The sequence below is a fragment of the Streptomyces sp. NPDC051286 genome (assembly GCF_044455345.1).
Lineage (GTDB): Bacteria > Actinomycetota > Actinomycetes > Streptomycetales > Streptomycetaceae > Streptomyces.
Genome location: NZ_JBITER010000017.1, coordinates 25,580 through 45,629 on the forward strand (window position 1 = coordinate 25,580; position 20,050 = coordinate 45,629).

General features: G+C 70.6%; 22 protein-coding genes and 1 pseudogene. 10 read left to right on the plus strand and 13 right to left on the minus strand.

Translation table 11 applies throughout. The features are described from left to right. From ACIBB8_RS18850 to ACIBB8_RS18865, 4 genes are all read left to right on the plus strand, one after another. Complete coding sequence (locus ACIBB8_RS18850; protein WP_398953438.1) at positions 1-885, plus strand: hypothetical protein; 885 nt, start codon at positions 1-3, stop codon at positions 883-885. Then, positions 882-2,165, plus strand: a complete 1,284-nt coding sequence (locus ACIBB8_RS18855) for a hypothetical protein (protein WP_398953440.1) — start codon at positions 882-884, stop codon at positions 2,163-2,165. Before ACIBB8_RS18850 ends, ACIBB8_RS18855 begins: the two co-directional genes overlap by 4 nt. A gap of 46 nt (positions 2,166-2,211) precedes the next feature. Next, positions 2,212-2,832, plus strand: a complete 621-nt coding sequence (locus ACIBB8_RS18860; protein WP_398953442.1) for a TetR family transcriptional regulator — start codon at positions 2,212-2,214, stop codon at positions 2,830-2,832. A gap of 261 nt (positions 2,833-3,093) precedes the next feature. Then, positions 3,094-4,980 (plus strand): ABC transporter ATP-binding protein, encoded by a 1,887-nt coding sequence (locus ACIBB8_RS18865; protein WP_398953444.1) that lies wholly within the window; start codon positions 3,094-3,096, stop codon positions 4,978-4,980. 68 nt (positions 4,981-5,048) lie between these two features. On the opposite strand, the gene ppk2 is transcribed toward ACIBB8_RS18865, so the two are convergent. From ppk2 to ACIBB8_RS18885, 4 genes are read right to left on the minus strand one after another with little or no spacing between them, the layout of a single operon-like run. Further along, positions 5,049-6,077 (minus strand): polyphosphate kinase 2, encoded by a 1,029-nt coding sequence (ppk2, locus tag ACIBB8_RS18870; protein WP_398953446.1) that lies wholly within the window; start codon positions 6,075-6,077, stop codon positions 5,049-5,051. Beyond that, positions 6,019-7,038 carry a DMT family transporter gene (locus ACIBB8_RS18875; protein ID WP_398953448.1) on the minus strand — a complete coding sequence of 340 codons (1,020 nt, stop codon included), beginning with the start codon at positions 7,036-7,038 and terminating at the stop codon, positions 6,019-6,021. Before ACIBB8_RS18875 ends, ppk2 begins: the two co-directional genes overlap by 59 nt. Positions 7,039-7,070: 32 nt before the next feature. Continuing rightward, a complete protein-coding gene (locus tag ACIBB8_RS18880) occupies positions 7,071-7,781 on the minus strand; it encodes an ArsR/SmtB family transcription factor (protein ID WP_398953450.1) in 711 nt (236 codons plus the stop codon). A gap of 14 nt (positions 7,782-7,795) precedes the next feature. Beyond that, positions 7,796-8,470 (minus strand): TetR/AcrR family transcriptional regulator, encoded by a 675-nt coding sequence (locus ACIBB8_RS18885; protein WP_398953452.1) that lies wholly within the window; start codon positions 8,468-8,470, stop codon positions 7,796-7,798. Positions 8,471-8,697: 227 nt separating this feature from the next. On the opposite strand from ACIBB8_RS18885, the gene ACIBB8_RS18890 reads away from it, so the two are divergent. Continuing rightward, the gene (locus ACIBB8_RS18890; protein WP_358858104.1) at positions 8,698-8,988 is read left to right on the plus strand and encodes a YiaA/YiaB family inner membrane protein; all 291 of its coding nucleotides are present in this window, start codon (positions 8,698-8,700) and stop codon (positions 8,986-8,988) included. An 83-nt stretch (positions 8,989-9,071) separates the two neighbouring features. Further along, entirely contained in the window at positions 9,072-9,713 is a 642-nt protein-coding gene (locus ACIBB8_RS18895) for a TetR/AcrR family transcriptional regulator (RefSeq protein WP_398953455.1), read from the plus strand. A gap of 164 nt (positions 9,714-9,877) precedes the next feature. On the opposite strand, the gene ACIBB8_RS18900 is transcribed toward ACIBB8_RS18895, so the two are convergent. Next, positions 9,878-10,339, minus strand: coding sequence for a MaoC family dehydratase (locus ACIBB8_RS18900; protein WP_398953457.1), 462 nt, complete (start codon positions 10,337-10,339; stop codon positions 9,878-9,880). Positions 10,340-10,475: 136 nt separating this feature from the next. On the opposite strand from ACIBB8_RS18900, the gene soxR reads away from it, so the two are divergent. Beyond that, entirely contained in the window at positions 10,476-10,949 is a 474-nt protein-coding gene (gene soxR / locus ACIBB8_RS18905; protein WP_366692052.1) for a redox-sensitive transcriptional activator SoxR, read from the plus strand. A gap of 56 nt (positions 10,950-11,005) precedes the next feature. Here the strand turns inward: soxR and ACIBB8_RS18910 are convergent, their stop codons facing one another. Together ACIBB8_RS18910 and ACIBB8_RS18915 are read right to left on the minus strand one after the other, a co-directional pair. Then, complete coding sequence (locus ACIBB8_RS18910) at positions 11,006-11,617, minus strand: hypothetical protein (protein ID WP_398953459.1); 612 nt, start codon at positions 11,615-11,617, stop codon at positions 11,006-11,008. Positions 11,618-11,832: 215 nt separating this feature from the next. Beyond that, on the minus strand, positions 11,833-13,110 hold the full coding sequence (locus ACIBB8_RS18915) for an exo-beta-N-acetylmuramidase NamZ domain-containing protein (protein WP_398953462.1): 1,278 nt from the start codon (positions 13,108-13,110) through the stop codon (positions 11,833-11,835). A gap of 187 nt (positions 13,111-13,297) precedes the next feature. On the opposite strand from ACIBB8_RS18915, the gene ACIBB8_RS18920 reads away from it, so the two are divergent. Both ACIBB8_RS18920 and ACIBB8_RS18925 read left to right on the plus strand, forming a co-directional pair. Next, a complete protein-coding gene (locus ACIBB8_RS18920; protein WP_398953464.1) occupies positions 13,298-14,062 on the plus strand; it encodes an SDR family oxidoreductase in 765 nt (254 codons plus the stop codon). A gap of 328 nt (positions 14,063-14,390) precedes the next feature. Then, the gene (locus tag ACIBB8_RS18925) at positions 14,391-14,984 is read left to right on the plus strand and encodes a TetR/AcrR family transcriptional regulator (protein ID WP_398953466.1); all 594 of its coding nucleotides are present in this window, start codon (positions 14,391-14,393) and stop codon (positions 14,982-14,984) included. A 148-nt stretch (positions 14,985-15,132) separates the two neighbouring features. Here the strand turns inward: ACIBB8_RS18925 and ACIBB8_RS18930 are convergent, their stop codons facing one another. Further along, positions 15,133-16,383: an acyl-CoA dehydrogenase family protein gene (locus ACIBB8_RS18930; RefSeq protein WP_398953467.1), complete on the minus strand. Its 1,251-nt coding sequence runs from the start codon at positions 16,381-16,383 to the stop codon at positions 15,133-15,135. Positions 16,384-16,391: 8 nt separating this feature from the next. Further along, positions 16,392-17,414 (minus strand): phosphotransferase family protein, encoded by a 1,023-nt coding sequence (locus ACIBB8_RS18935; RefSeq protein ID WP_398953469.1) that lies wholly within the window; start codon positions 17,412-17,414, stop codon positions 16,392-16,394. Between the two features lie 315 nt (positions 17,415-17,729). On the opposite strand from ACIBB8_RS18935, the pseudogene ACIBB8_RS18940 reads away from it, so the two are divergent. Continuing rightward, positions 17,730-17,870: pseudogene (locus ACIBB8_RS18940) on the plus strand (NADP-dependent oxidoreductase); the annotation flags it as partial. Positions 17,871-17,966: 96 nt separating this feature from the next. Here ACIBB8_RS18940 and ACIBB8_RS18945 read toward each other — a convergent pair. The 4 genes from ACIBB8_RS18945 to ACIBB8_RS18960 are packed head-to-tail and all read right to left on the minus strand — an operon-like array spanning position 17,967 to position 20,044. Continuing rightward, positions 17,967-18,278: a DUF202 domain-containing protein gene (locus ACIBB8_RS18945; protein ID WP_398953471.1), complete on the minus strand. Its 312-nt coding sequence runs from the start codon at positions 18,276-18,278 to the stop codon at positions 17,967-17,969. Then, entirely contained in the window at positions 18,275-18,670 is a 396-nt protein-coding gene (locus tag ACIBB8_RS18950; protein ID WP_398953473.1) for a YidH family protein, read from the minus strand. Before ACIBB8_RS18950 ends, ACIBB8_RS18945 begins: the two co-directional genes overlap by 4 nt. Before the next feature lie 9 nt (positions 18,671-18,679). Continuing rightward, positions 18,680-19,225 (minus strand): NUDIX domain-containing protein, encoded by a 546-nt coding sequence (locus tag ACIBB8_RS18955; protein WP_398953475.1) that lies wholly within the window; start codon positions 19,223-19,225, stop codon positions 18,680-18,682. Positions 19,226-19,270: 45 nt separating this feature from the next. Then, positions 19,271-20,044, minus strand: a complete 774-nt coding sequence (locus ACIBB8_RS18960; RefSeq protein WP_398953477.1) for an SDR family oxidoreductase — start codon at positions 20,042-20,044, stop codon at positions 19,271-19,273. Positions 20,045-20,050 lie beyond the last annotated feature (6 nt).

Below are 20,050 nucleotides of genomic sequence, written 5' to 3' on the forward strand. Positions count from 1 at the left end.
ATGAGGCGATCTCCCCGCACCCTGCGACTCAACAGGCTCACGTCGCGCACGGCGCTCACGTCGCGCACGGCGCTCACGTCGCGCACGGCGTTCCCCCGGCTCGCCGTCGCCCTTCTGACCGCAGGCGCCCTCGTGTGCGGTGCGAGTGCCTGTGGTGGGCGGCCCACCACCCACCACCGGCCCGGCACCAGCCATGAACAGGCCGGCGGCAGCGTCGGCCGGCTCCTCACCGCGGACGACGGATCCGGGCACCGGCTCCGCCAGGTCGAGGCCGAGGGCGCCCCCGCGGTGACCATCGCCGTACGGCCGGACTCCGAGGACGGGTGGAACGTCCATCTCTCCCTACGGAACTTCAGATTCAGCCCGGACAGCGTCGGCGGCGCGGCGCTCCTCGGGCGCGGCCACGCCCGGCTCTTCCTTGACGGCCACCCCCTGGCCCGGCTCTACGGCCCCTGGTACCACCTCCCCGACTCCCTCGTTCGCAAAGCGGGCGGCGGGCGCACCCTCACGGCCCGGCTGTACGCCGACGATCACACCGCCTGGGCCGTGCACTCCACACCGATCCAGGCCACCACGCCTCTCACCACCACTTCTTCCGCCGACACCCCAGCCGAGCCCCGCCCCGACCGGACTCTGGAGATCGTCATCTCTCACGGCAAGGTCAGCCCCGCCCCCGGCCGCACCGAGCTCAGGAAGGGGCAGCGCATCGAGCTGCGCGTCCGCACCGACCGCGCCGACACCCTCCATGTCCACGGCTACGACAAGGAAGCGCGCCTGCCCGCCGGACGGACCATCACCCTCACTCTCACCGCTGACCGCACCGGGCTCTTCGAGGTCGAGACCCACGAGTCCGGTCTGCTCCTGACCCAGCTCGTCGTACGGTGAGCGTCCTCGCCCATGGCATCGGCTCCCGGCACGACCTGCCGCTGTCCCCCTTCTACGCGTTCGCCGGTGCCTTCGCCGCGCTCTTCGTCTCCTTCCTCGCGCTCGGCCTGCTCTGGCCCGCTTCCCGATTCCGGGGCGACCGGGCGGGCCGCCCGCTTCCGGTCCCTCTGCAGCGACTCGCCGACGCCCGCCCCACCCGTATCGCCGCGCGCGCCCTCGGCCTGGCCGCCGCCCTGTTCGTCCTCCTCCAACTCCTCCTCGGCCCGGACGGTCCGGAGCGCAACCCGGCCGCGGGCGCCGTCTACGTGCTCCTCTGGGTCGGGCTCGTCCCCGCCTCGCTCCTCCTCGGTCCCGTCTGGCGACTCCTCAACCCCCTGCGCACGCTCCACCTCCTCGTCTGCCGCGCGCTGGCCCGCGACCCGGCCGCGGGCCGGCCCCTTCCCGCACCACTCGGTCAGTGGCCCGCCGCGGCCGGACTCCTCGCCTTCACCTGGCTCGAACTCGTCTCCCCCGACCCCGCGTCGTCCACCGCCCTCCTCCTCTTCCTCGTGCTGTACGGCACTGTCCACCTCGCGGGCGCCGCCCGTCACGGCTCCCGCTGGTTCGACCACGCCGACGCCTTCGAGGTCTACTCCGGCCTGCTCGCCCGGCTCTCCCCCCTCGGCCGCCGGCCCGCCGACCGCCGTCTCGTCCTGCGCTCCCCGTTCAACGGACTCGACGCCACCCCGCAGACCTCCGGTCTCGTCGCCACCGTCTGCGTCATGCTCGGCTCCACCGGCTACGACGGCTTCTCCGACGCCCCCTCCTGGATCACCGCCGTCCAGACCTCACCCCTGGGCCGCACCACAGCGGCCACGCTCGGGCTGCTTGCCGCCGTTGCCCTCGTCGCCGCCCTCTATGCCCTCTGCGCCGGTGCCACCCGGCTGATCTCCGGTCAACTCCGCCACCCCCTCACCGTCTTCGCGCACTCGCTCGTCCCGATCGCCCTCGGCTATCTCATCGCCCACTACTTCACACTCTTCGTCACCGAAGGGCCGCGCACAGTCATGGTGGCACTCGGCACTGACAATCCGGTCCCGCCCGAACCGCACCTGGGTCCAGGCGGCATCGCCACGCTCCAGGTCGCCGCGATCGTCGTCGGGCACATCCTCGGCGTCGTCGCCGCCCACGACCGGTCCGTGCGCCTCTTCCCGCCCGCCCGCGCCGTCGCGGGGCAGCTTCCCCTGCTGACTCTGATGATCGCGTACACCGTCGGCGGGCTGACCCTGCTTCTCGCCTGACCGCAGGTGTGCACCCTCCCGTCCCGCAGAGGAGAGTCACGGCATCATGGAGCCCGTGCCCCATGCGAATACGAACCTCCGCCGCGCGCCCGTGCAGCAGCGCAGCGCCGAGCGTCTCACCCGGATACTCGACGCCTGCGCCGAACTCCTCGACGAGACCGGTTACGAGCAGCTGTCCACCCGGGCCGTCGCCGCCCGCGCGGAGGTCCCGATCGGCTCCGTCTACCGGTTCTTCTCCAACAAGCGCACCCTCGCCGACGCCCTGGCCCGGCGCAACCTGGACAGTTACGCGGAGCGCATCACCGGTCGCCTGGCCGTCATCCCGGCCGCCGACTGGCGCGGCGCCATCGACGCCGTGCTCGACGAATACCTGGCGATGAAGCGCTCCGTCCCCGGTTTCGCCCTCGTCGACTTCGGCGCCCCGGCCCCTGTGGACGACCCGGCCTCCGACGCCAATCGCCGCGTCGCGGAGCGCCTCGCCCAGCTGCTCTCCGGCCGTCTGGGGCGCACCGCCGACGAGGATCTGCTCCGGACGATCCTGGTCTGCGTCGAAACCGCCGACGCGCTCCTCCGACTCGCCTTCCGCACCGACCCGTCGGGCGATCCGGCGATCGTCGCGGAGACCCGCGTCCTGATCCAGGCATATCTGGCCCGGATCCTGGACTGAACCCGGCACCGCACCTCACCGCGCGGGACGACACGGGTCCGCGCAGCAGGGAACCGGACACCCGCCCAGCCGTCCCAGATCGACGGCGTGGGCAACCTCGCGCACCTGTACGTCTTCGACCACCACGGCCGCCGGATGTGCCCCTGCCGAAGGAGATCTGGGGCTCGACGTCTGAGCTGCACCGCTCCAGGTCCTTGCTTTCGGGCAGGGCCTTGAAGCGGACGTTGACCTCAAGCCGGGTCGAGGTCGTACGTTCCTTCTATGAGCATGGAAGCCACCGCGTGGACGCAGCTCCACAACGTCATGAACGCGCAGCAGGACCGACGCCCCTTCGACCGAGCCACACTGCGGCGCATCGCCGCGTTCGCCCGACCGCACCGGCGGCGGGTCGCGCTGTTCCTGCTGCTGAGTGTGGCCACGGCACTGCTCGCGGTCGCCACCCCGATCCTCGCCGGTCGCGTCGTGAACGCGATCGTGACCGGCAAGGAGGAGGGGACCGTCACGCGGCTGGCCGTGCTCATCGCCGTGATCGCCGTCGCTGAGGCAGGACTCGGGCTGGTCAGCCGCTGGCTCTCGGCCACCCTCGGCGAGGGGCTGATCCTCGACCTGCGCACCGCCGTCTTCGACCACGTCCAGCGCATGCCGATCGCGTTCTTCACCCGCACCCGCACCGGCGCGCTCGTCAGCCGCCTCAACAACGACGTCATCGGCGCCCAGCGCGCCTTCAGCAACACCCTGTCCGGCGTCGTCAGCAATGTCGTCACGCTGCTGCTCACCCTCGGCGTCATGCTCAGCATCTCCTGGCAGATCACCGCACTCGCGCTGGTGCTGCTGCCCGTGTTCGTGCTGCCCGCACGCCGGATGGGTACGCGGATGGCGAGGCTCCAGCGCGAGGCCGCCGCCCACAACGCGGCGATGGGCACCCGGATGACCGAGCGCTTCTCCGCACCCGGCGCCACGCTCATCAAGCTCTTCGGGCGGCCCGCCGACGAGTCCACCGAATTCGCCGTCAGGGCGGGCAGAGTGCGCGACATCGGTGTCCGTACGGCCATGGCCCAGTCCGCGTTCATCACGGCTCTCACCCTCGTATCGGCGCTGGCACTTGCCCTGGTCTACGGGCTCGGCGGGTTCTACGCGCTGCGCGGGCAGCTGGACGCGGGTGCCGTCGTCGCCCTTGCCCTGCTGCTGACCCGGCTGTACGCGCCGCTCACCGCGCTCGCCGGGGCGCGCGTCGAGGTGATGAGCGCGCTCGTGAGCTTCGAGCGGGTCTTCGAGGTCCTCGACCTCAAGCCCCTGATCGAGGAGAAGCCCGATGCGCGGACGGTCCCGGACGGTCCGGTCTCCGTGGAGTTCGACGCCGTGCGCTTCGGCTACCCGTCTGCCGACAAGGTCTCCCTCGCCTCGCTGGAAGACGTCGCCACCCTGGACACCCGCGGCGGCGCCGAGGTGCTGCGCGGAGTCTCGTTCCGCGCCGAACCGGGCCAGACGGTGGCCCTCGTCGGATCGTCCGGCGCGGGCAAGTCGACCATCGCGCAGCTGCTTCCCCGGCTGTACGACACGGACGAGGGCGCCGTACGCATCGGCGGCATCGACGTACGCGACCTGTCGGCCGACACCCTCCGTGACACCCTTGGCATGGTCACCCAGGACGGCCACCTCTTCCACGAGTCGGTCCGCGCCAACCTTCTGCTCGCCCGCCCCGAAGCCACCGAGGAGGACCTCTGGGACGCCCTGCGCCGCTCACGGCTGGACGGACTGGTCGCCTCGCTGCCCGACGGACTCGACACCGTCGTCGGTGAACGCGGCTACCGGCTCTCCGGCGGCGAACGCCAGCGGCTGACCATCGCCCGGCTGCTGCTGGCCCGCCAGCGCGTCGTCATCCTCGACGAGGCCACCGCCCACCTGGACAACACCTCCGAAGCGGCCGTCCAGGAAGCCCTCGTGGAGGCGCTCGAAGGACGCACCGCGGTGGTGATCGCCCACCGGCTCTCCACCGTACGAGCGGCGGACCTCATCCTCGTCGTGGAGGACGGCCGGATCGTGGAACGCGGCACCCACCAGGAGCTGCTGGCGGCAGGCGGCCGGTACGAGGAGCTGTACCGCACCCAGTTCGAGCGCCCCGGAACCGAGCCCGCCGGTCTGGGCTGACCACCGCTGAGTCGCAGGGCGTCGGGAGCCCACTCCCTGTCGCGGGGGAGGAGGTTACGGGACAGCCCTCAGGCTGGCGCCTCCTGCGTGGGCTCGGCCCGCGACCGGCTCGTGGTGAGGAGGCGGGCTTCCATCTCGCCCTCCTCGAAGAGCCGGGAGGCCGGGCCCACGATCAGCGGGTCCGGCTCACCGACCAGGTCCGCGTCCTTGTCCCGGTAGTCGAAGCGGTGCAGCACATGCCGGATCGCCTCCAGCCGGGCCCGCTTCTTGTCGTTGCTCTTCACCACGGTCCAGGGCGCGTCCGCCGTGTCCGTGTGGAACAGCATCAGTTCCTTGGCCTCCGTGTACGCGTCCCACTTGTCGAGCGAGGCGAGGTCGACCGGGCTCAGCTTCCACTGCCGCACCGGATCGATCTGGCGGATCATGAACCGGTTGCGCTGCTCGTTGCGGGAGACGGAGAACCAGAACTTCACCAGGTGGATGCCGTCCCGGGCGAGCATCCGCTCGAAGCCCGGTGCCTGGTGCATGAATTCGAGGTACTCGCGGGTCGTGCAGAACCCCATGACCCGCTCCACACCCGCCCGGTTGTACCAGGACCGGTCGAAGAGCACGATCTCCCCGGCGCTCGGCAGATGCGCCGTGTACCGCTGGAAGTACCACTGGGTGCGCTCGCGCTCCGTGGGCTTCTCCAGGGCGACGACACGCGCACCACGGGGATTGAGATGCTCGGTGAAGCGCTTGATCGTGCCGCCCTTGCCCGCCGCGTCCCGTCCCTCGAAGAGGATGACGAGCCGTTCGTCGCGCTCCTTGACCCAGTGCTGCAGCTTGAGCAGTTCGATCTGCAGGGCGCGCTTGGTCTTCTCGTACGCCTTGCGGCCGAGTTTTCTGCCGTACGGGTAGTCCTCGCGCCAGGCGTCGCGCGCCTGGCCCTCCGGGGTTACCAGGACCGGGTCGTCGTCCCCGCTGTCGATCACGTCGAAGCCCTCGAGGTCGGCGCCGCCGCGGCGGGCCGCCCGGGCGAGGGCGGCCTGTTTCTCGTCAGCCCTGCCCGACTGCTTCTTCCCGGGGTCGGTCGGTTTCCTGGCGCTCCGCGTCATCTCGGCGTCCCTCCACCGGCTGTGCCGGACTGTTCTGCGTCCGTCCAGTCTGCGGACGCATGCGGGAGACTGCTACCCCGGCAAGACAGAGCAGGCCGCCGCCGACGGTGAGCAGCGCGGGCACCTCGTCCAGCAGCAGCCATGACATCAGCACCACCAGTGCGGGCACCGCATAGGTGGTGGCGCCCATCTTTCCGGCGGTGGTGCGCGCGAGGGCGTAGGCCCAGGTGGTGAAGGCGAGGGCGGTCGGGAAGATGCCCAGGTAGACCATGTTCAGGGTCGCGGAGAGCGGTGCGTCGGCCGCCTCGGAGACCAGCACACCGGAGAACGGCAGGCAGGCGACCATACCGATCAGACAGCTGTATGCGGTGATCTGCAGGGCCGAGCCGTGCCGCAGCGCGGGCTTCTGGGTGACCACCCCGGCCGCGTACGCCACCGCCGCCAGCAGGCAGAGCGCCACGCCGAGCACCGATGAACCCCCGTGCCCCGACATGGAGAGACCGACCACGACGGCACCGCCGAACGACACGGCCATGCCCATCACCAGCGTGCGCGGCAGCCCCTCGCCGAGCAGCCGGGCACCGAGCAGCGCGATCAGGATCGGGCCGATGTTCACGATCATGGCGGCCGTGCCCGCGTCGACCTGCTGCTCGCCCCAGTTGAGCACCACCATGTAGAGCCCGAACCAGAGCAGCCCGGACGCGAGGATGCCCGGCCAGGCACCCCTGGACGGCAGCCCTTCGCGGCGTATGAGAAGGATCGCGCCGAGCATCAGCGAGCCGGCGAGCAGTCGGCCGAGGGCGAGCGCCCCGGGGGAGTACGCGTCGCCCGCGCTGCGGATGGAGACAAAGGCGGAGGCCCACAGGACCACGCTCGTGCACGCCGCGGCAATCGCCCGCCAGTCACGGCTTGCGGGCAGGGTGGCCGTCGCCGAGGAGGCCGGTACAGGTGTCGTCGTCATGCGCCGACTGTAGGCGGAGAACGGTTCGGTCCTCACCGAATTGTTTCCGGCTCGATCCCGAGGAGTTCGTGCAGCGCCCGCTCCCCGTCCGCGGTCACCTTCACGGCCCGCCCGGAGCCGATCCGTACGCACCATCCGGTGTCCAGGGTGTGCCTGCACAGCGAGGCGCCCGCGGTCCCCGCCAGGTGCGGCCGGCGCTCCGTCCAGTCCAGGCAGCCGCGTACGAGCGGACGCCGGGTCCCGGTGTCCAGCCCGATACCCAGCTCCCCGAACCAGCCCAGGCCCGCGTCGGTGAGTGCGAAGCCGGCGTCCTGCCGCAGGAGTCCCCGTGCGGTCATCGCGTCCGCGATGGCGATGCCGATCCGGCCGGCGAGATGGTCGTAGCAGGTGCGTCCGCGGGCCAGCGCGCTGCTGGTGCTCGCCGCCCGCAGGGTTCGCGGCCGTTCCTCGTCGCCGGGCACGGCCTGGGCGGCAAGGTCCTCGACGAGGTGGGCGGTGCGTTCGTCGGCGAGCCGCAGATAGCGGTGGCGGCCCTGCCGCTCCTCGGTCAAGAGCCCGCCGGCGACGAGCTTGCCCAGGTGTTCGCTGGCGGTCGACGGTGCGACCGAGGCGTACCGCGCCAGTTCACCCGCGGTCCAGGCACGCCCGTCGAGCAGGGCCAGACAGAACGAGGCGCGGGTCTCGTCGGCGAGGAGCGCGGCCAGGGCGGCGAGGCGGGGCGCGGCCGGGTCGTGGGGTGCCATGTACCCAGCATGGGTCAGGAACGCTTCGGCGTGGGCCGAACCGTTGCCGCGGGCGCCCGCTGTTCGTACTGCAGGGCGAGACCGTCGAGGATCGCCCGCAGCCCGGTCTCGAACGCGCCCTCGTCGACCTTCTGGCGGTGGTCGGCCAGCAGATGGGCCTGGCCGAGGTGCGGGTAGTCGGCGGGGTCGTACACCGTCTCGTCGTCCACGAAACCGCGTGCGAACGAGCCCAGTGCCGAGCCCGTGACGAAGTACCGCATCAGTGCGCCGATGTACGTGGCCTGAGCGGGCGGCCAGCCCGCGCGGACCATGCCGCCGAAGGCCGCGTCGGCGACCCGCAGCCCGGCCGGACGTCGGCCGGGGCCCTGGGCCAGCACCGGGACGATGTGCGGGTGCGCGGCGAGCGCCGCACGATAGGAGACCGCCCAGTCGTACAGGGCGGTGCGCCAGTCGCGGCCGTCGTCCTCGTCGAACATCGACAGGTCGACCTGCGCGGAGACGGAGTCCGCTACCGCGTCCAGGATCTCGTCCTTGTTGCGGAAGTGGTTGTAGAGAGAAGGCCCGCTGACCCCGAGTTCGGCCGCGAGCCGACGGGTGGAGACGGCTTCGAGCCCCTCGGAGTCCACCAGGGCGCCCGCCGCCTCGACGATGCGGTCTCGGCTGAGGAGGGGCTTGCGCGGTCGGGCCATGCCGCACATAGTAGGGCCTGCGAACAAAAACTAGCGGTGCTAATTAAGAATGGGAGTACCGCAGGAGGGGCAGTGGGAGTACCGCAGGATGGCTCGGGGCTCAGCGAGGAGCCGTGCGCTGGCGGTGGTCTCCGCCTTCTGAGCCGTCCCGCTCGAACGGGCGACTGAGTACCGGACTGAGTACGCGGACGGATGTGGCGGGCACTACGGCGGCCGAAGCTGTCCCCATGAATGAGACGACATCGGTCAAGCAGCAGAGCACCGCGGCCTTCTACGGTCAGGCCGTTGCATCTTTCGGGGTGGCGATGGGCGCGGTGACCCTTGGCATCTACTTCCTCGACGCGAACGTCTGGGTGCGGGGCTTCCTCGCCATCGGCGTCCTGTACCTCGTCACGTCCTGCTTCACCCTTGCCAAGGTCATCCGCGACCGCCAGGAGGCGGGGCAGATCATCAGCCGGGTCGACCAGGCCCGGCTGGAGAAGATCCTCGCCGAGCACGACCCCTTCCAGAAGCTCTGACGATCGCATCCACCGGGCCTCTAAGCGCTTGCTCAGGTTCGGGGTATGGTGTTCGTCCTGCTGAACGGAAGGGGTCGGTGACGATGAGCACGGCGGAGGAGACCGGCGGCGAGAGCTCGCCGTGGGGCGAGGTGACGCCCGAGGCGGCCAGGCGGCTCCTCGTCGCGGCCGTCGACGCCTTCGCCGAGCGCGGGTATCACGCGACGACCACCCGTGACATCGCGGGTCGCGCCGGGATGAGTCCCGCCGCGCTCTACATCCACTACAAGACGAAGGAAGAGCTGCTCCACCGGATCAGCAGGATCGGTCACGACCGCGCCCTGCTGCTCCTGGAGACGGCCGCCGACAGTGGCGGCCCGGCGTCCGAGCGGCTCGCGGACGCCGTACGGTCCTTCGTCCGCTGGCATGCCGAGCAGCACACCACCGCCCGCGTGGTCCAGTACGAACTCGACGCCCTGAGCGAAGAACACCGCACCGAGATCGTCGCCCTGCGCAGGAAGAGCGATGCGGTGATCCGCCGGATCATCAGCGAAGGGGTGCAGGCGGGGGAGTTCGATGTCCCCGACATCCCGGGGACCACGCTCGCTGTGCTCTCGCTCTGCATCGACGTGGCCCGCTGGTTCAGCGCGCAGGGGAGCCGTACGCCGGACGAGGTCGGCGATCTCTACGCCGACCTCGTCCTGCGCATGGTCGCGGCCCAGCGCTCACGGCCTGCCCCACGATAGGGCTGCCCCGTCATCCCCGGTGGATCAGCGCGCGATGCGTCGGATGCGGTGCGTCGCAAGGCGGAGGGGCGTCCTCGTGCCGGGTGCATTCGGGCGTTCCGGCAGCGCGGCGAGGTGCCGCGGCTGTCTTCGTGCGCCCGCCGGGGATGGCGCCGCGGGACATCTCAGAAGTAGTAGCGCGACACCGACTCGGCGACGCAGACCGGCTTGTCGCCGCCCTCGCGCTCGACCGTGACGACGGCGGTGACCTGGACGCCGCCGCCCGCCTCCTCGACATCCTTGAGGACGGCCGTCGCGCGCAGCCGGGAGCCCACCGGCACGGTCGACGGGAAGCGGACCTTGTTGGTCCCGTAGTTGATGCCCATCTTCATGCCCTCGACCCGCATGACCTGCGGGACCAGCGCCGGGAGCAGTGAGAGCGTCAGATAGCCGTGCGCGATCGTCGTGCCGAACGGGCCGGCCGCGGCCCGCTCCGGGTCGACATGGATCCACTGGTGGTCCCCGGTCGCCTCGGCGAACAGGTCGATCCTCTTCTGGTCGATCTCCAGCCACTCGCTGTGACCCAGTTGCTCGCCCACCCCGTCGCGCAGCTCCTGCGCGGACGTGAAGATCCTCGGCTCTGCCATGTCCCTGGTCCTGCCTTCCCGCTCTCGACCGTCCATCGTCATCCGTAGCCTGTCTAAGCGCTTGCTCAGCATGGTTGGGCGGGTGCGTCCTGTCAACGACGGACCGGCGCGGCGGCGGGCACGTAGGGTTGGAGGGGTGCCCCAGATCCCACAGACACTCCATGAACTCACGGTCGGCCAGCTCTCCGCGCGCAGCGGCGCCGCCGTTTCGGCCCTGCACTTCTATGAGGCGAAGGGCCTGATCAGCAGCCGCCGCACCAGCGGCAACCAGCGGCGCTACAGCAGGGACGCACTGCGCAGGGTCGCCTTCGTCCGTGCGGCGCAGCGGGTCGGCATACCGCTGGCCACGATCCGGGACGCGCTGGCCGAACTGCCCGAGGAGCGCACCCCGAACCGCGACGACTGGGCGCGGCTGTCCGAGGCGTGGCGCTCCGAACTGGACGAACGGATCAAGCAGCTGGGACGGCTGCGCGACCATCTGACCGACTGCATCGGCTGCGGCTGTCTGTCGCTGGAGACGTGTGTGCTCTCCAACCCGAACGACATCTCCGGCGACACGATCAGCGGTTCGCGCCTGATGCCGGAGCGCCGCTCGGCGGGCTGTTCATAGGAAGCGTCCGCGGGGCCGGGGGGCGGCGCGCCGCCGTTTCATCGCCCCCGAGCCCCTCATGCGGCCGACGCCAGGCCCCTCGGCTGGATCCGCCGCGCTCTCGCCAGTGCCGCCGGTGTCAGTACGGCCCGCGGGACCACGATTCCGCAGCCCGTGCAGACCGGGCCCGACCACGGCTCGCAGTCCAGGTCCTGGCGCCAGACGATCCCGGTCTCCGCGCACACCGGGCACGCCGTGCCGGGCTGCGCCTCCAGGGCCGAGACCAGCCGGCCCAGCACCTCGGGGAGCGGCCTGGACGGGTGGACCGCCGGATCCGCGCAGCGCGCCACCCCGTTCCCGCCCCAGATGCGCCGGTGCCACTCGTCGAAGACGGCGGGCCGGCGCAGCCCCTCGCGCTTCTCCCGCTTGCGGCGCTCGGCGAACCCGGCCTCGTACTGGAGCCAGACGGCCCGCGCCGCCTCCAGTTCCTCCAGTGCGTGCACCAGTCGCACGGGGTCGGGGGACCGGTCCTCCGGCTCCATCGTGTGCCGGGTGCACAAGTGGTCCCAGGTCGCCCGGTGACCGTAGGGGGCGAACCTCTCCAGGCACTTGCGCAGCGAGTACCGCCGCAGCGCCAGGTCACCCCGCGGATCGCGGACCTGTCTCGCAAGACTCCGGAAACCGGCCATCGCACTGCCACCTCCGTCGCTCGTACTTCGGCGTCAAGGTATGGACGTACGACGGCCCGATTCGGCTCCATCGAAAGGCGATTCGCGTCCATTGGCTGAGATGCCCCACCTCGGACGGTGCCCGGACGCGATGTTGACGCGGCGTCATGTGGTGATTCCGAGGACGGGACCGGTTCACCGGGCGGGCCCGGACTCCCGGGCCCGCCCGGCTCACCTCACCGGTACTGCAGGTACTTCTTCCGCACCGTCCGGAACGCGGCAAGGTCCGCCTCCCACGCCCCGACCACCTCATCCGTGTCCGCCCCCGCATCGATCATCGTGCGGACCCGCGTATGACCGGTGAGCTTGTCGATCCAGTTGTCCGGGCGCCAGGCGAACCCGCTCCACGTCTGCTTCGCCGTCACCAGCAGCGCGATTCCCGTGCGCACCGGATCGAACACCTCCCGGTCCTGGACGTGCAGTTGCACCCCGCCGACCGTCTTCCCCTGGAACTTGGAGAACGTCGGGGCGAAGTACGCCTCGCGGAAAGCGACTCCGGGCAGGTCGAGGGCGTTCGCGGCCGCCGCCCACCGGTGGTCGATCCCCTCCGCGCCGAGGAGTTCGAACGGCCGGGTCGTCCCCCGCCCCTCGGAGAGGTTCGTACCCTCGAACAGACAGGTGCCCGAGTACACCAGCGCCGTGTCGGGCGTCGGCATGTTGGGGCTCGGCGGCACCCATGGCAGACCGGTTCCGTCGAAGAAGTCCGCGCGGCGCCATCCCGACATCTTCACGATGTCCAGTTCGACCGGCCGCGCGGCCAGGAACTCCGCGTTGAAGAGCAGCGCCAGCTCGGTGACCGTCATGCCGTGGGCCTGCGCGATCTCCCGGCGCCCCACGAAGGTCGAGAACGCCGGGTCGAGGACCGGCCCCAGCGCGGCCCGCCCGGTCACCGGGTTCGGCCGGTCCAGGACGACGAACCGCTTGCCCGCGAGCGCCGCCGCCTCCATGCAGTCGTAAAGCGTCCAGATGTACGTGTAGAAGCGGGCGCCCGCGTCCTGGATGTCGAAGACGACGGTGTCCACGCCGGACGCGGTGAAGACATCGGCGAGCGGCTGTCCGCTCTTCAGGTACGTGTCGTAGACGGGGAGTCCGGTCGCCGGGTCGTCGTACCTCCCCTCCGAGCCGCCCGCCTGCGCCGTGCCGCGGAAACCGTGCTCGGGGCCGAAGACCGCGACCAGGTTCACACGCTCGTCCGGGTGCATCACATCGACGATGTGGCGCGCGTCGGACGTGATTCCGGTCGGGTTGGTGACGATCCCGACCTTCTGTCCCTTCAACAGCGCATAGCCGTCCGCCGCCAGCCGGTCGAAGCCGGTACGGACCCGATTGCGCCCGGAGCCCTGCCCCGTGCCGGGGAGGGGGCCCGCGGCCGCGCTCCCGGTTCCGGCAGCCGTCGCCGCGAGGGCTCCCACTGCACCACCGGCGGCAAGCAAACCACGTCTGGACAGGCTCATTCGGCTACCTCCATGATCGCTCCGACTGTCATGGTCACGCACGCTAGCGCGCACATAGGGCCGCATGGAATGAGGCGGACGAGAGCGGTGTGACAGGAGTGGCGACAAGCTCCCGGCCGGACCCTTCCCCGAGGACATACCGACTGGTTAGTCTGCTGAGGAAGTCGGCTGAGAGAGGCGGAATCCGATGAGTACGGTGCAGGGCGCGGGCGTAGTGGTCACGGGGGCCGGGGGCGGCATCGGTGCCGCTCTGGCCCGCAGATTCGCCGCGGAAGGCGCCAGGGTCGTCGTCAACGACCTCGACGGGAGCCGCATCAAGGCGCTCGCCGAGGAGATCGGCGGCGCCGCCGTCGCCGGAGACGCCTCGCAGATCGTGGACGCCTCCCGGGACGCGCTGGACGGCACCGTCGACATCTACTGCGCCAACGCCGGTCTCGCCTCGCCCGGTGACGTCTTCGCCGACGAGGAGGTCTGGGCCGGGGCCTGGGACGTCAATGTGATGGCCCAGGTCCGCGCGGCCAGGGCGCTGCTCCCGGACTGGCTGGAGCGCGGCAGCGGCCGGTTCGTCGCCACCGCGTCCGCCGCCGGACTGCTGACGATGATCGGCGCCGCGCCGTACAGCGTCACCAAGCACGGCGCCGTCGCCTTCGCCGAATGGCTCTCGCTGACCTACCGCCACCGGGGCATCAAGGTTCATGCGATCTGCCCGCAGGGCGTGCGTACGGACATGCTCACCGCCGCCGGTTCGGCCGGCGAACTGGTCCTCGCCCCCAGCGCCATCGAGCCGGAGGATGTCGCCGACGCCCTCTTCGACGCCATGGCCGAGGACCGCTTTCTCGTCCTGCCGCATCCCGAGGTCGCCGGGTACTACCGGGCCCGCACCAAGGACACCGACCACTGGCTCAGCAATATGAACCACCTCCAGCAGAAGTGGGAGGAGACCGGCGCATGACCGAGAACGGCACCGACGCACTCACCGGGTGATCAACGCCTCCGGTTTCAAGGTGTGGCCACGCAAGATGGAAGATGCCCTGTACACCCACCCGGCGGTCCGGGAGGCGGCCGTCGTCGGCGCCCCGACGCGTACACGTACCCGCGCGAGGTCCAGTGCCGTGGCCGGCAAGCCTTGCCCCGTCGCGCCGTGGGGCAAACATCGCCGGTCACAGCACTGGATCCTGACCGGACATCCCAGGACGGCAAGTGGGAAGATCCTCAGGCGGGAACCGCGTTCCCAGCAGGAGAACGTGTACGACTTCACTACGGAAAGGCAGGTGACGGCCATGGCCAGAACGACGGACGGGAACGACGCCCCTGTCCCTCAGCGGCTGCTGGCCGCCGCCACCCGGCTCTTCGCCGAGCAGGGCTACGACCGGACGTCGGTCCAGGAGATCGTCGAGGCGGCAGGCGTCACGAAGGGCGCGCTCTACCACTACTTCGGCTCCAAGGAGGATCTCCTCCAGGAGGTCTACTCCCGGGTGCTGCGACTCCAGCAGGAACGCCTCGACGCGTTCGCGGACGCGGATGCGCCGGTCGAGCAGCGGCTGCGGGACGCGGCGGCGGACGTGGTCGTCACGACGATCGAGAACCTCGACGACGCGGCGATCTTCTTCCGCTCGATGCACCATCTGAGCCCGGAGAAGAACAAGCAGGTACGAGTGGAGCGGCGCCGCTACCACGAGCGGTTCCGGGCGCTGGTGGAGGAAGGGCAGCGGACGGGGGTGTTCTCCACGGCGACGCCGGCGGATCTGGTGGTGGACTACCACTTCGGATCGGTGCACCACCTGTCGACGTGGTACCGCCCGGACGGTCCGCTGAGCCAGCAGGAGGTCGCGGACCACTTGGCGGATCTGCTGCTGCGCGCGCTGCGCCCCTGACGCCGGATCAGAGGCGGGGGAGCGGCATCCGCCCGGCCGGCTCCGCGTTCCCGGGTGCGGTCCGACTCCGTCCAGGGGCCGGACGGGCAGCTGCTCAGCCCGTCCGGCTTCGGAGGACACGGCGCGGCTGCGGCCCGTGCCGCCCCGCCTACACGTACCGCTTGATCTCGCGCCGCGCCAGCGACCGCTGATGCACCTCGTCCGGCCCGTCCGCCAGCCTCAGCGTCCGCGCCCCCGCCCACAGTTCCGCCAGCGGGAAGTCCTGGCTCACGCCGCCCGCGCCGTGCAACTGCACCGCCTGGTCGAGGATGTCGACCACCGCGCGCGGGGTGGCGATCTTGATGGCCTGGATCTCCGTGTGCGCCCCCCGGTTGCCCACCGTGTCCATCAGCCATGCCGTCTTCAGCACCAGCAGCCGCAGCTGTTCCACCGTGACCCGCGCGTCCGCGATCCAGTTCTGCACCACGCCCTGCTGCGCGAGCGGCTTGCCAAAGGCCGTACGGGACACCGCCCGCTTGCACATCAGCTCGATGGCCCGCTCGGCCATCCCGATCAGCCGCATGCAGTGATGGATCCGGCCGGGACCCAGGCGCGCCTGCGCGATGCCGAAGCCACCGCCCTCTTCGCCGATCAGGTTCGTCGCGGGCACCCGCACATCGGTGAACACGACCTCGGCGTGACCGCCGTGGTAGTGGTCCTCGTATCCATACACCTGCATGGCGCGCCGCACTTCGACGCCGGGCGTGTCGCGCGGGACGAGGATCATCGACTGCTGGCGGCGGATGTCGGCGGCATCCGGGGCTGTCTTGCCCATCACGATGAAGATCCGGCAGTCCGGATTCATTGCCCCTGAGATGTACCACTTGCGGCCGTTGATGACGTAGTCTCCCCCGCTCTCGGCTTCGCTCGAGCGGGAGGCGCCCCCTCCGTCGCGCGTGATCCGCGTCTCGATGTTGGTCGCGTCCGACGAGGCCACCTCGGGCTCCGTCATGGCGAACGCCGACCGGATCTCCCCGGCGAGCAGCGGCTCCAGCCACTGCTTCTTCTGCTCGTCCGTGGCGAACTGGAGGAGCACCTCCATGTTGCCCGTGTCCGGCGCCGCGCAGTTGAGCGCGGTCGGCGCCAACTGCGGGGAACGGCCGGTGATTTCGGCGAGCGGTGCGTACTGGAGGTTGGTCAGCCCGGCACCGTGCTCCGCGTCGGGCAGGAAGAGGTTCCATAGACCCTGCCTGCGCGCCTCAGCCTTGAGGTCCTCGACGATCCGCGGGGTGTCCCACGGGGAGGCGAGCAGTGCCCGCTGCTCGTGCGCGATCGTCTCGGCCGGGTACACGTGCTCGTCCATGAAGGTGAGCAGCTTGGTGCGCAGCTCTTCCGTACGGGTGTCGAATGCGAAGTCCATGGGGGTGATCAGCCTTCCTGGAGGGTCGTGAGGCCGTGCGCGATGAAGACGGGGACGAGATCGCCGATGCGGTCGAAGCCGGCGCCTACGGTTTGACCGAGGGTGTAGCGGTAGTGGATGCCCTCCAGGATCACGGCGAGCTTGAACCACGCGAACGCCGTGTACCAGGAGATGGTGGAGGTGTCCCGGCCGGAGCGGGCCGCGTAGCGCTCGATCAGTTCGGCGGGCGTTGGGTGGCCGGCCGCCCCGCTGGTGGTCGAGACCGGGGACTTGGGCAGACCCAGATCGGAGCTGTACATGACCAGCAGACCGAGGTCGGTCAGCGGGTCGCCGAGCGTCGACATCTCCCAGTCGAGGACGGCCCTGATCCGGCCGTCGGAGCCGATCAACACGTTGTCCAGGCGGTAGTCGCCGTGGATGACGGTGGGCGCGGGGGAGACGGGCAGTTCGCGCCCGAGCGCGGCGTGCAGCTCGTCGATACCGGGCAGTTCGCGGTTGCGGGAGGCGTCCAGCTGCTTGCCCCAGCGGCGCAGCTGCCGGTCGAGGAACCCCTCGGGGCGCCCGAAGTCACCGAGCCCCACCGGCCCCGGGTCCACGGCGTGCAGTTCCACCAGCGTGTCGACCAGGCCCAGGACGACTTCGCGGGTGTGCTCGGCACCGAGCGGGGCGAGCTGCTCGGCGGTGCGGTACGGGGTCCCCTCGACGTACTCCATGACGTAGAAGGGCGATCCGATGACGGAGTCGTCCTCGCAGAGCAGCAGCGGCTCGGGCACCGGCACGGCCGTCGGGTGCAGCGCGCTGATGACCCGGTGCTCACGCTTCATGTCGTGCGCGGTGGCGAGGACATGGCCGAGCGGAGGCCGGCGGACGACCCAGTGGCCCGTGCCGTCCGTGACGACGTACGTCAGGTTGGAGCGGCCGCCCTCGACAAGCCGGGCTTCGAGCGGTCCGTTCACCAGACCCGGCCGCTCGCGGTCGAGATGTCCGCGGAGCCGGTCCAGGTCGAGACCTGGCGGATGGACTGAGCTCATCGTGCGCACCTCCGGGTGAGAAGACGTCGGTGCTCATGATGCCGACCAGTCGGTATGTCGTCCAGTGGACTCCCGGAATCCGGTGCGTGGACTCGGTGTCGAGTGTTGGGTCGGAACCCTGATGCCATTCGCATCCCTGAATAGGGTTCACGTAGGAAGGCTGTGCTGTTGATCGACGACGTCCGGCGGGCCCCGGTCCTCCTTGCCGACCCATCCCTCGAAGCGGCCACCGTCCGAGTTGCGGGCCGCCTGAGCGGCCCGGACGGTCGGATGATGACGGCGATCAGCTACAGCAGGTAGGGCGGGGCCGACGTCCTGGAGTACGGCGAGCGGCCCGACCCCAAGGTCGGCCCGGACAACGTTCCGGTGCAGGTGCGGGCCGCTGCCGCCAACCCGGTCGACCGGAAGGCAAGGGAGGGCCACCTCCAGTCCGGACTGGAGGCCGTTCTTCCGCTGGAGCGGGCCGCCGACGGCCGACGGCTCACCGAGGAGGGACGCACCCGCGGAAAGATCGTCGTCACCGTCCCCTGGGACGGCTGACCGGCGCACCCCTCAGAAGATCACCGCCGCGGCGAACACCGCGAGCGCGATCGTGCACGCGGCCGCCATCAGGGCGTCGCGCGGTGCCAGTGGCTGCGGCCGAGCGGTCCCCATCCCGAGCACCCGCCGGTGCGCCACCCGCAGAAACGCAAGCCAGGCCAGCGCGCTCAGCGACACGGCGACGATCCCGGCCGGGGTTGCACCCCCTTGCAGCGCCGCCTTGCCCGCCAGCAGTGCCACCACCGTGCAGGACAGGGTGGTGCGCCGCCACGCCAGCCGGGTCCGCTCGGGCTGCAGTCCCGGGTCCCGCTCCCCGGCGGTCACCGGCCCTCCCAGCCGAAGAGGACCACTACCACCATCGCGACGGCGACGACGGCAACAGCGACACTGAGCAGCGTCGGGAACCGGGAGACCGGCAGGTCCTCGCCGCGCCGCATCGCCCGCTCGCACTGCACCCAGTGGTTGACCGCCCGCAGGGAACAGAACACACCGGCGGCGAGCAGTGCGAGCGCCAGCCCCGCCCTGACCCCCCAGGCCAGTTCCGGCAGGAACTGGTCGACGGCGAAACCGCCGCCGATGAGCGCGAGAGCCGTCCGGATCCAGGCGAGGAAGGTGCGCTCGTTGGCGAGCGAGAAGCGGTAGTCGGGGGTGTCGCCCTCTTCGCGGATCCGCTGCGGCGCAAACCACAGCTTCACACCTTGTACGAACTCTTTCACGCCTGAACCTTATCGATCACTTTGTCGCCGGCTGCCCGTCGGAGCGTGGCCTGCCCGGTACTCCCGCAGTCGGCGGTACGTCTCCAGACCGTCCGGCACCCACTCCCACTCGCCGAGCCGCTCCGCCAGTTCGCCATCGGTGAGGAAGGTGTGCCAGGCGACCTCCTCCACCTGCGGGTTCACCGGAAACTCGCACCGCACCTGGTAGACGTACGACCACCAGGTGTGCTTTCCGCCCGTGTAGAGGAACTTGAAGAGCGGTTCGGGACGGGGGAGCCCGGAGACCCCGAGCTCCTCCTCGGCCTCCCGCAGCGCCGCCTCGTCGTACGACTCGCCCGCGCCGACCACCCCGCCGACGAACATGTCGTAATGCGAGGGAAAGACCAGCTTGGTCGCGGTCCTGCGGTGCACGAAGAGACGGCCCTCGGCATCCCGGGCCTCGATGAAGACGCAGCGATGGCGCAGGCCCCGCGCGGTCGCCTCACCGCGCGGGGCCTGCCCCACGACCTCGTCGTTCTCGTCGACGATGTCCAGGATCTCGTCAGCAGCAGTCATGCCGCCCATCCAACCTCAGGCCGGAGTCCGGGGCCCGGCCTGGGATCACTGACCCATGACGTACTTCACGGTCGGACCGGTGGTCCAGCCGCCGTCCACGGCGAGTTCGGCGCCGGTGATGTAGGAGGCGGCGTCCGAGAGCAGGAAGGTCACGGCCTGGGCGATCTCGGACGGCTCGCCGACCCGTCCCATCGGGGTGTTCGGGTAGTTGCCCTCGCCCTGCCGGATGCCGACCGACGCGGTCATCGGCGTGTGGACCATGCCCGGGTGGACGGAGTTCACCCGCACCTTCGCCGTGCCCAGCTCCACCGCGCCGATCTTCGTGAGACCGCGGACGCCCCACTTGGACGCGCCGTAACCGGAGGTCAGCGCGAGGCCCATCAGTCCGGCGGCCGAGGATATGTTGACGATCGAGCCGCCACCGTTCTCCTTCATCACCGGGATGACGGTCTTCATGCCGATGAAGACGGCGGTCAGGTTGATGTCGATGACCTTGCGGAAGTGCTCGACCGTCTCGGTCTCCAGCGGCTGACCGGTCGACACACCGGCGTTGTTGACCAGACCGTCGATCCGGCCGAACTCGGCGACGGCGAACTCGGCGACCCGCTGCCAGTCCTTCTCGGACGTCACGTCGTGGTGCAGGAAACGGGCGTTCGTGCCCAGCTCGGCGGCGGTCGCCGCGCCCTCGTCGTCGAGTACGTCGGTGATCACGACGCGGGCGCCGCCGGCGACGGCCCGCCGGGCGGTCTCGGCGCCGAGGCCGCGGGCGCCGCCGGTGATGACGATGGTCTTGCCGTTGAGCCGGTGGAGGTCGGTCATGATGAT